Here is a 10,307-nt window from a genome sequence, read left to right as displayed (position 1 = left end):
AGACACCATCACACATGATTGACAAGGGTGTTGCGATAATCACTTGAATCTACAGTAGCCTTTTTTAGTATGGTCTTTTCCCGCTCAAGCCGATTAATCCTGGCTTCTAACTCCTGAATCTTTTGCTGTTCTGGAGTTAAAGCCTTGGTCGCTGGCGTGTTACCACCACGCTCTTGCTCAAGCTGTTTAACCCAGCGCCTGAGGACTGTTTCCCCGATATTTAGTGAACGGCTAGCCTCTGGAATTGAGTAACCCTGATCGAGCACCAGGCTGGCGGCTTCAAGTTTGAACTCAGCGGAAAATGAACGACGTTGTCTTGTCATGGAACACCTCTTTCTTTGGTGGTGACTTTACCACCTTAAATGGTGTCCGGGTTCATTAAACCACTACACCTGTGTTAACACTGACGCTCCAACTATTGAGCTTTTCGGGGCATTATTTTTAGCTTGAGTGTCAAATAAGTGGGTATGACGTTGTGTAGGATAGTTGTCTGTTAGAGAAAATGATACCAGCTTGGAGTATCAATAACCCTGTGCTTAATATCAATGGGACTGGCTGGGCGCTAACACGTCGTGATAAAGAGATGTGAAACGATCAGTGCGGTACTCGTGCGGCTATAAAGTCATCGAACGTAGTCACTTTTGGAGTAAAATCACATCAATAATGACAGGAAATGTATAAATTCTGTCATTTGGGACGCCGCTTCAATATTTGAATTGCTCATTTTGTCTACAAATAAATTTATTGATAAAAATATCTTCGTCAAACCATGTAGGAGGTATTGATGATGGAAAACGTTTGCAGATGGTTAGTCGTGGCCGGTGTAGCCGGCATTCTGCTCAACGTATTTACTCATGCCTTTCCTCAACAATGGACACCCATTTTTGTATTCTTTTTGGTACTGGGTTGGGGAATGAGAGAGGAGCCTGTGAAGGCGCGCCACATAAGTGGCATATAACTCGCGTGAGTACGTTTGACAAAAATGGCCCCGGATTTCGGGGCCATTTTGTTTGAATTATTCATCACTTCTACAGAGGATTCCTTTCCATTTCATTCTGTATGTAGTTATCTATTGGGGTATCAAAGCTGTTGAGGATATAACCCAGCGTTGAGTAAAACCCTACAGTCGCTATTACATCCAGCATCCCTGCATCACCCACTAAGGCTCTTAGCCTTGCTTTAGTAAGTTCAGACAACTTTTTACTCTGAAATAATTCGTCGACGGCAGAGCATAGCACATTGTCTTCTTCCACCATTTTTGCCTTGTTTCCCTTTATGGAAAGAATACGGCTGTCGCTTAGGCCACAAATTCGAGCCCTTGATACATGATGGCTCCATTCATAATCAGACTTGAGGTTGACTCCTGAACGTAAAATGATGATCTCACTCCATTGAGCGCCTAACGAGTTTTTGACCACAACATGGTCTCTCAGATGAGTCCATGACTCTAAAAGCCGAGGATGATGTGCCATGACACGATAGACATTAAGCTTTCCTGCGAACCCTTCTTTAAGAGAGGTAATCTCAGCTGGCCAGGCAGTGTCAGGGATGGGAGCAAAGTTTTCATTTATCATACCTTTCTATCCACGGTCTTTTGATTGATGTTGTTCTGATTGGTTATCATTAATTTATATCGTTAAAGACAGAATATGACAATTATCAAAAGTGACGAAAGACGCACAACCTCATACACCAAAAAACATCATCAGATTTTTTCTGATCGCCCGTATCAATAATGAAATACATTTTTCTTGAATTCTTACTATGGACAGATTTTTAGAGTGATTAATGTACTTCGTCTTAAAATTTGGATGAAGAAAAGGAGATGCCACACTATAATGGTGTAATAAATGAAGTAAAAACTTCAAAAAATTATAAAAAGCGTCAATACCTATTTCATTTTTGGAATGTAGAAACTCGCGAATTTTTAATCAAAAGAGAAGCCATATCTAATGATGGTTGCGCGTCTATTTGTTCGAAGGTGAAGTTGTGGAAATAAAACAGTCGAAAAAACATATCAATGAACTTTTGCTCATTGCTTGCCACTATCGGTTCTCAATACAGAAACCTTTAAAGGTAAACCTCCTCATTTATCATCTCTAAGTCAATAAGGCACTAGTATCTAGTCAGGCATAAACGAATTTAACAATTTTTAACCAAATCTATTTAAACCTTAGGGTGTATAGATGATAGGTTAATAACGCCTGTCTTTTATATTTTTAAGTGTATATAAATATAATTTTTATTTCCTTATATGGGAAGACATTGACTCGCATGTTAAAAACTTAAATCCAATGTTGATTTCGATTGTTCATATACCTTATAGAGGGTTAAGATTAATGAAAAAATTAATACATTCTTTGTTATTTGTCATTTTTATAATTGCTACGTTCGGTTCAACCGCTTATGCGTTAGTAGATAATCAACCGAAACCGGATACGAGTTGTCCTATATCTATTACATCAGCAACTCAAAGCGGTTCCTCACCTGGCGTTAGACATTATGGTTGCGTCGATGATGGAATAAATGTTGTTTACAGTATGTCAATTCCCTCCTCATGCTCAAATGGGTACGGTAATTGTGGCCTTATCGTCGATATTCATGGTGCGACGATGAATGCTGAAGGTGAGAATAGAGGATCGAAATTGCGTCAATACGGGCTCAATGCAGTGAGTTACGGTGCAGCTAGCCCTTATATTGTTATACAACCAAACTTTACCGATTTATTCGATAAACAAGAAAAAGGAGGGATAGATATCGAGTCTGTTCTGGGTGGGGCATATTTGAATGAACTCCCAAGTCTTAAAGCGTTTATTGACGATGCTATCGTAAAGTTTGGTATAGATGAAAATCGTATCCATATGTACGGCTTCTCGCGAGGCACGCATACAGTCAACGAGTTTTATTGCGATAAAACAGAGCGGGCAAGGTATGCAAGTTTTGCGATGCATGGAGAAAAGTTAAAGTGTAATTTGAAATCTAACAAACCCTTACTCTTGGTTAATGGAATATATGATTTCCTAACGCCAAATAATCAATCGAAAGAGAATAAAAGAGTAATGAATTTACTCAGAGATAAAGGCTATGGAGAGAGCGTAGTTATTAGTGAATCAGATTGGGAGAAACCTTACTGGGATTGGTCAACCTGGACGAAAGTGGGCCGTTATGAACATAGACGTTTCTTGAAAGGAAACCGATGGTTTGAAAGTATTGAGCACAGCGGAAAAGCAAAGCCTTTGTTTGGACATTGTCACCCAGTGACATCAGATTGGGGATTTCTCCGTTGTCATACGAGTTTTGATATTGGCGAAAAAATTATCCGGTTCTTTATCGCTCACCCAAAAAAATAACACAAGTCAGAGCATAAGAAATATCTCATGGAGCCCGAATGAAAACGGGCTCCACACTAGTAGCCCGACACTTTGCCCCGCAAGGATTTTGTTTTTCCCCTTTGTGTCTTCGTGTCTACACGTTTTCTTTGTGATGAACGGGTAGGCTTTGTTGACCTTCGTGTTTTTTGGACTCGGGTGGCATCCTTGATCATGGCATGTAACCGCTCGCAGGCATCTTGTCTGTTTTTCTCTTGCGTTCGGTGTTGCTGCGCTTTTATGACGATCACACCATCTTTGTTGATTCTACTGTCTTTTAGGTTTAGCAAACGCTCTTTGTAAAAATCGGGCAACGACGATTTTTTGATGTCAAACCTAAGATGGATAGCTGAAGATACTTTGTTGACGTTTTGTCCACCTGATCCCTGAGCTCGTATGGCCGAGAACTCTAATTCGTCTTCTGGGATGGTGACATTGCCTGAGATGATAATCATTGTTTTATTTTGTTGAGATGATCTGGGGTGTATTGTGCATCATTGTTAAAAATAAGGCAAAAATCTTGTATATCATAAGGCCGAGAAAAATTATAAGAGGAGTATAATTGCTATACTTTTTAGAAGCTTGTGATTAATTTTACAATTTGAATTAATTAAAGGTATATCTATTTTGCGATATACATAAAAATCAAATACAAAAATTTGACACACTGCTGACGCACTTCAAAGAAATAAAAATACTTTTAACAGTATCGCAGTTTTATTTTATCTTTATTTATCTTCAATAATAATAGAAATAGATTAGACCTCGAGGTTTAACTCAACCATTTACCTCACACCTACTTTATACCCAATACTCTGATTACGCTTTCAGGGCATTGGGTTTTTTTATTTGTTATACATCAACTGTTGTCGATGTGTCATCCTCTTCCTGATTGAGATATTTCTGTGTTTTCTCCGAGGGTTTAGCGCCGATAGTTACGATGGCTGAATCAGGAACTTTCTCCAGTGGCGTATAACCTGGATGGTGATGTTCTCTCAGAGGATCGTTATGTTTAGTGTTGTACACCGAGATGAGTCCCCATCTTGACTCGTCACTGAGGTTCCCCTCCGACCCATGCAAGGTGTTTGAGTGAAAGATAACAGCGCTGCCAGCGGGCATTTCACAATAAACTCGCTCAAACTTCTCCATACACCATGCCATTCTTTCAGGGTCGGCACCTGTTTGCTCACCGGTAAATGAGTGCTCTATTCGACCCATTTTGTGCGAGCCTTTGAGTACTTGTAGGCAGCCATTTTCTTTCGTGCAGCGGTCAACAGCGATGAAAATACTTGCCATGTCTGGGAATAAACAGCCGTTTTGATACCAATAGCCATAATCTTGGTGCCACTCCCACGCGCCGCCTACTCTAGGTTTCTTAGCGCTCAGTTTTGAGTGGTAATGATAAACTTCATCATCAAGGAGTTTTTCCATTGTATCAACGACGCGCTCACTGCGGGCAATCATACCGTAGATATCATCACCGGGATGATTCCAAAGCGATAGATCGGTTTTCCTTCCCTGTGAGTCTTTCATTTCCATTGCGCTCTGCATTAACACTTCATCTTTTAAACAAGCTTCTTTGACCAGCGCAACTTCTTCCTCACTTAATAGCTTTTCTATTATCAGGAATCCATCTCGATGAAATGCAGCAATTTGCTCGTCCGTTAATGGCTTAACTTTGTTATTCATACTCTTCCCCAATGCACAGGTAAATTGATACTAAAAATACGCCTAGTCATTATTATTCTTATTAGAGTTATGAAAGATTGTCCGTGCTAAATCTACCAACGAGATAAATCAATTTTAAGACTGAAGGGAATAAGAGGTGTTTTTCTGTTTATTTACAGTGGTTAATGAATTGGGTTGATTATTAGCAATAAGAGCCTAGCGACATATTAAAGCCGCTAGGTGAAGATATTTTGTTCAGTGGCAGAGCGTTGAAACGCTCGCAGCATGAAGGCTTGCTGGCTCGGCACCAAAATAGGAATCTTCTACTTTGCAGTAACTGTTGGTCAATGCTTCGTACTTTTGCATTGCTGTTGCCGTGTTAGCCGCTGAAATAACATGCTCAGACTGCCAAAAACCCTGAGATAAGAGCTGTTTCTTCTCTAAGTTACACGTCGAGCAAGCTATTTCCAACAATGTGATGGCATCACCTTTTCTGAATACCAAGTAGTGTTTCATGTGTGACCCTCGCTGATAAAAGGTAAAGACTAAATGTATCTACAGCTCGATAAATGTCACTTAACTACTATGCGTCTAAGAGGGATAAAGGACGAGGAAAACCCAATATCACTGCTTTTTTTTCGGCCTAGTTCAAAGTTATGCTTGTTCGGGCTATAAGCATGGGGAGATCTCCCTCTTTCTTGCCTTAAAAGACTGTGTTTAAGGCTTTCAGAATTGTCTTTTAGTTCGAAAATCAATCACTCCTTCACGTCCCATAAACCAAATATCCTTCGACTCATCTCATAAAATTTAGTGGTGTGTGTTAATCAATTAGACACAGGCAACATTTCATTAATCAATTAATAGCACCACAAAGATTGGGTGTTAGTATTCTGTCGTATTCGCCGCAAGCAAACTATTGTCGCGCGATATCATGCAACCCAACCACCATAAATATAACCCCGGAGAGTCTCTGTGATACTGATCTTTTTTTAATTTCTAATTGTCTGAAACTCAATCTAAGCAAATTACCTATATAACTATAAAGGAACCTATTTATGCCTTCAGAAATCATCCGAAAACGATTTCTAGAGCTGGCTCCAAAAGAGCTTGATTATTGTGCGATTCGTTTTGTAAACAGACGCAGCGAATCATTAGAAATGGAAAAAACGTTCGTTCTTCCGGTACGACATCTTTGGGATAAAGGTGCGCAAATCACCGTGATAGACAATGGTGGAATGGGCTTTGCCAGCACCAGTGATTTAACCTTATCGGGCCTTCGTCGCGCACTTGATCGCGCCATGCGTTTGGCAAGACTAGACAAAAGCGCCTTTGTCACTGACTTTAGTGCAATTCAAATGCCGCATCAGACGGGTAACTACCAAACCCCGGTAGACATTGACGCACGAAATATACCACTCAGTGAAAAATTGTCAGTGCTTCAGGAAGGTACGGCGCAGTTGAAAGTTGATGACACGATTGTCGACTGGCGAAGCAGCTGGCATTTGATGTTGAAGACAAGCTCATTGTGACTAATCATGGTGGCGAAGTCTCTCAGCAGTTCCACTTTGTTCATGCTGGTCTGAGTGCAACCGCTTTTGCTGATGGAGAAGCGCAAACCAGAGACACTGACCTTGGTCGGGTTGTCATGCAAGGAGGCTGGGAGCGTCTTCAAGACATTTGGTTTGGTAAAGCTCAGCAGCTTGGTGAGCAAGCCAAAGAGCTTGTCTTTGCCGATAACTGTCCTGAGCAAACGATGGACCTGTTACTGACATCTGATCAAATGATGCTGCAGATTCATGAGTCGATCGGTCACCCGATTGAACTTGACCGAATTCTTGGCGATGAGCGTAACTTTGCCGGGACCAGCTTTGTGACACCGGATATGTTCGGAAACTATCAATATGGTTCTGAACTCTTGAATGTCAGCTTTGACCCGACAATTCCTAACGAATCTGCGAGCTATGGCTTCGATGATGACGGAAGCGTTGCTGAGAAGGCGATGCTCATTGAAGGTGGTGTATTGAAACGAGGACTTGGCGGGACGATTTCGCAACAGCGCCTTGGCGTTGATGGAGTGGCGTGCTCTCGCTCAGATACTTGGCGTCGTCCACCGCTTGACAGAATGGCAAACCTCAATGTCGAAGCGGGTGACAAATCGATAGAAGATCTGATCGGCGGTATCGAGCATGGGATCATGATGAATACCAACCGCTCATGGTCAATTGATGATTCACGAAACAAGTTCCAATTTGGTTGTCAGTATGGGCAGCTAATCGAGAATGGTGCACTGACGAAAGTGGTGAAAAACCCTAACTACCGTGGTATTTCGAGTGCTTTCTGGCGCAACCTCAGTGCAGTGGGTGATTTGTCAACATTTGGTGTGCACGGGACACCGTATTGTGGCAAGGCAGAGCTATGCAGATTATTACCGTTGGGCACGCGTCACCTGCCTGTGTGTTTAAAAACGTTGAAGTTTTCGGGGGGTAAGAGATGAAAACGTATTTTAATGAAACGATAAATACCATTGAATCTCTTCGTCGAGAGAACGAGGGTTTTTTACTCTCATTTAACGGTGAAGATACCGAGAATGTGAGATTTAGCCAAGGTAAGGTGCGTCAACCTTCTAATCAGTATCAGGCAGAAATTGCTTTGACTTGGATTGATGGTCAGAGACAGGCTAAAGCTGATGTGGCTCTGACCATGGATCATGAGGAAGATAAGGAACTTTTATCTTCTTTGATCGAGAATTTGCGTCAGTCAATTTCGGTATCGCCTGAATATACGCTCTTTGACTATAACCGCGAGCCTGTATCGACATGCCGTGATGTTGAAAAGAGCTTTAATGAGTCGACCAAAATTGTCAGTGATATTGTTCGCTCCTCGAAAGAGTATGACTTGGTCGGGTTATTAGTGATGGGGCAGCAGTATATCGGTTTCGCGAATCACCTGGGTCAAATCAACTGGGCTGCTTATGATGATTTTACCTTTAGCTGGAGCATCTTTATTACTGCCGATAAGGCGGCAAAAGGCAGCTACAGTGGTGATGTGTGGTCACTCGATGCATTTCAGGTCAAACTCCAAGATTCTGCTCGTGATGCAGAAATTATGAAACGTGACGCCATCACGCTTGAGCCTGGTGAATATCGTGTTTACTTGTCACCAGCAGCAGTCGATCATCTAACTTGGTTCTTCGATTGTGGTTATGGCGCCGTTCGCAATAAATCGAGCTTATTGCAAAAGCTTCATGATGGTGAAGAGAGTCTCTCCCCGCTACTGACGGTGAATGAAAACTTCGATATAGGCATGAGGCCTGATTTTAATGACAGTGGTTTTATCGCCAAAAGCCGCACTGTGATTAATCAAGGCAAAACAGTAAGTTTATTCGTCAGTCCGACCACGGGCGCCGAGTTTGATGTCGAGCACAATGGTGCCGGACCTAGTGAATATTTTGAAAGTCTTGAAATTGAACCCGGTGACCTTGCGAAAGATGATGTGCTGACAAAGTTGGGTACGGGGATTTATATCAATAATCTTCATTACCTTAACCCGTCAGATCGCGCTTCAGCACGAATCACAGGGATGACGCGCTTTGCCTGCTTTTGGGTAGAGAATGGTGAGATTATCGCGCCAATCAATGTGATGCGATTTGACGATACCTTATATCGCCTGTTTGGTAGTGAGCTTGAAGCGCTAACGCAGGAGTCTGAACCTTTCGCTATTCCCTGGCAGTTGAATCAACGTCCTCGTGGCGGATATAAATCGCCTGGTGCGCTCGTTAAATCAATGCGATTTACCCTTTAAAGAACATTGAGCCAACGTTAATTGTAAGACACAAAAAAGCCGGAATATTTTCCGGCTTTTTTTATTTCAGTTATCAGTTCACTCTCGCTCGACAACACGTGCCATCATTAACATATCCACGTAAGAACCGTTTCTAAACAGGGCCGTTTGCTTCTGCCCTTCAATAGTAAATCCTGTGTCTTCGAGCAGTTTAATTACATCATCAGCATCTGACGGTACTTCAACCTCAAGACGCATGATATTGAGCCAGTTGTCACTTTGATCTAAAAGGACCTGCACCAGTCTGTGTCCAATACCTTGCTTTCTCGCTGACTCTTCGACCGCTAATACAAATGTTGCAGTGTGCTTGGTTCGAGGCATTGCATTAAGAAAGATACCCAAATGCCCATTTGGTACATCTTTGTCATCACAATGCGTGAGATGTACCTGATACTCCGAATGTAAATCAATGGTTCCATAGAACATTTCAAAGGACACGGTAGGAAGGTATTTACTGTTCGCGACCACCGTCGGTGACGTATAAATACTATAAAGTACAGCCAAATCTTGCTTTTCAGTGATCCTTATAATCATGGTTGAGTCCCTACTATAACTTTAGAATATGTCCCGGTCTGACGGTTATCAGAGCGCTATTTATCGTTATTAATTACTGGCCGTCATTGCACCGTTGTTTGGTAGTTATCACTAACTATAGTTGCTTCTAAGCGTAAGCGAGATCTGCGGGGTGTGGTATGTATAAAAGCGAGAAAAGGGTAATACACAGTATGTTTTTGCTTATATTGCAGGGGATTACTTTTTATCGATACAGGGATATTGATTTTGAGGCATCAAACGTTTTCACTGCAGCAAAAGAGATTTGCCACAGTGACACATTTTGAAATTAATATGCGGTTTTTTCATCAATGGCCCACAAATGTGCTGCTGCCAGCGCTCGCCAAGGAGAGAACTGGGAAAGCCAGGTTTCGGTGAACTTGGCGTCCGGTTTTTCTGTGAGATTTAATACCTTCTGTAAATTCCGTCTAACGGCGACATCGCCATGAAGTGAGCCATCAAGCCAGTTAAAGCCTTTAAGAAGCGAATAACTGACAGTCCATGGTCCTATCCCTTTGATAGATAGTAAGGTTTCCGCCATATTTTCCGCATTTACCCCAGTAGGTGAAAGTAGCTGTTGTGAAGGAACAGAGTCTACCAAGCGCTTCATCGCCAGGTATTTCGCATTCGACAATCCTGTCTTGCGTAAGGTGGTTTCAGATAAGCGAGTCAAACTGTCTGGGTTGGGGTAGCAAGAAAGACCGCTTGAGTGTTGGATTTTATTCGCCTCGATAAATGGCTTTGTTTCCATACTCGGCCCACCCTGTCTTTTGATATCACTAGGCGACTCGGTAGCTATCGGGCATACCAAGCTGCGTAAATCGATTTAATATTGATGCCGCCAGCATCATTTCCTGTTGTTGATTGTTAAAGTCTCTA

Annotated in this window: 11 protein-coding genes and 1 pseudogene; 5 read left to right on the top strand and 7 right to left on the bottom strand. The window is 42.0% G+C overall.

Annotated features, from left to right (window positions below):
- Nucleotides 1-59: 59 nt before the first annotated feature.
- Nucleotides 60-323: pseudogene (locus tag CS022_RS23870) on the bottom strand (transposase); the annotation flags it as partial.
- Nucleotides 324-784: 461 nt separating this feature from the next.
- On the opposite strand from CS022_RS23870, the gene CS022_RS25075 reads away from it, so the two are divergent.
- Nucleotides 785-958, top strand: a complete 174-nt coding sequence (locus CS022_RS25075; RefSeq protein WP_161569739.1) for a hypothetical protein — start codon at nucleotides 785-787, stop codon at nucleotides 956-958.
- 70 nt (nucleotides 959-1,028) lie between these two features.
- Here CS022_RS25075 and CS022_RS23865 read toward each other — a convergent pair whose 3' ends face one another.
- Nucleotides 1,029-1,574, bottom strand: coding sequence for a carboxymuconolactone decarboxylase family protein (locus tag CS022_RS23865; RefSeq protein ID WP_129124371.1), 546 nt, complete (start codon nucleotides 1,572-1,574; stop codon nucleotides 1,029-1,031).
- 765 nt (nucleotides 1,575-2,339) lie between these two features.
- Between CS022_RS23865 and CS022_RS23860 the strand changes: the two genes are divergently transcribed.
- Nucleotides 2,340-3,350, top strand: coding sequence for a hypothetical protein (locus tag CS022_RS23860; protein WP_129124370.1), 1,011 nt, complete (start codon nucleotides 2,340-2,342; stop codon nucleotides 3,348-3,350).
- A 56-nt stretch (nucleotides 3,351-3,406) separates the two neighbouring features.
- Here CS022_RS23860 and arfB read toward each other — a convergent pair whose 3' ends face one another.
- The 3 genes from arfB to CS022_RS23845 all read right to left on the bottom strand — a co-directional run bounded on the left by arfB (nucleotide 3,407) and on the right by CS022_RS23845 (nucleotide 5,552).
- Entirely contained in the window at nucleotides 3,407-3,823 is a 417-nt protein-coding gene (gene arfB, locus CS022_RS23855) for an alternative ribosome rescue aminoacyl-tRNA hydrolase ArfB (RefSeq protein ID WP_129124369.1), read from the bottom strand.
- 397 nt (nucleotides 3,824-4,220) lie between these two features.
- A complete protein-coding gene (locus tag CS022_RS23850) occupies nucleotides 4,221-5,057 on the bottom strand; it encodes a phytanoyl-CoA dioxygenase family protein (RefSeq protein ID WP_129124368.1) in 837 nt (278 codons plus the stop codon).
- Between the two features lie 234 nt (nucleotides 5,058-5,291).
- On the bottom strand, nucleotides 5,292-5,552 hold the full coding sequence (locus tag CS022_RS23845) for a hypothetical protein (protein WP_129124367.1): 261 nt from the start codon (nucleotides 5,550-5,552) through the stop codon (nucleotides 5,292-5,294).
- A 539-nt stretch (nucleotides 5,553-6,091) separates the two neighbouring features.
- Here CS022_RS23845 and CS022_RS23840 point away from each other — a divergent pair.
- Genes CS022_RS23840 through CS022_RS23830 form a run of 3 tightly spaced genes read left to right on the top strand, consistent with a single transcriptional unit; the run spans nucleotide 6,092 to nucleotide 8,837 of the window.
- Nucleotides 6,092-6,565, top strand: a complete 474-nt coding sequence (locus tag CS022_RS23840) for a PmbA/TldA family metallopeptidase (protein ID WP_129124366.1) — start codon at nucleotides 6,092-6,094, stop codon at nucleotides 6,563-6,565.
- Nucleotides 6,562-7,530: a TldD/PmbA family protein gene (locus tag CS022_RS23835; protein ID WP_201746383.1), complete on the top strand. Its 969-nt coding sequence runs from the start codon at nucleotides 6,562-6,564 to the stop codon at nucleotides 7,528-7,530. The genes CS022_RS23840 and CS022_RS23835 overlap by 4 nt, the downstream gene beginning before the upstream one ends.
- Entirely contained in the window at nucleotides 7,527-8,837 is a 1,311-nt protein-coding gene (locus tag CS022_RS23830) for a metallopeptidase TldD-related protein (protein ID WP_129124365.1), read from the top strand. The genes CS022_RS23835 and CS022_RS23830 overlap by 4 nt, the downstream gene beginning before the upstream one ends.
- Before the next feature lie 78 nt (nucleotides 8,838-8,915).
- Here the strand turns inward: CS022_RS23830 and CS022_RS23825 are convergent, their stop codons facing one another.
- Nucleotides 8,916-9,410, bottom strand: coding sequence for a GNAT family N-acetyltransferase (locus tag CS022_RS23825; protein ID WP_129124364.1), 495 nt, complete (start codon nucleotides 9,408-9,410; stop codon nucleotides 8,916-8,918).
- Between the two features lie 307 nt (nucleotides 9,411-9,717).
- On the bottom strand, nucleotides 9,718-10,179 hold the full coding sequence (locus CS022_RS23820) for a DNA-3-methyladenine glycosylase family protein (RefSeq protein ID WP_129124363.1): 462 nt from the start codon (nucleotides 10,177-10,179) through the stop codon (nucleotides 9,718-9,720).
- Between the last annotated feature and the right edge of the window lie 128 nt (nucleotides 10,180-10,307).

This window comes from Veronia nyctiphanis (assembly GCF_004116385.1).
Lineage (GTDB): Bacteria > Pseudomonadota > Gammaproteobacteria > Enterobacterales > Vibrionaceae > Veronia > Veronia nyctiphanis.
The sequence above is the reverse complement of the archived record's forward strand: the minus strand, read 5'-3'. Positions and strand labels throughout refer to the sequence as shown.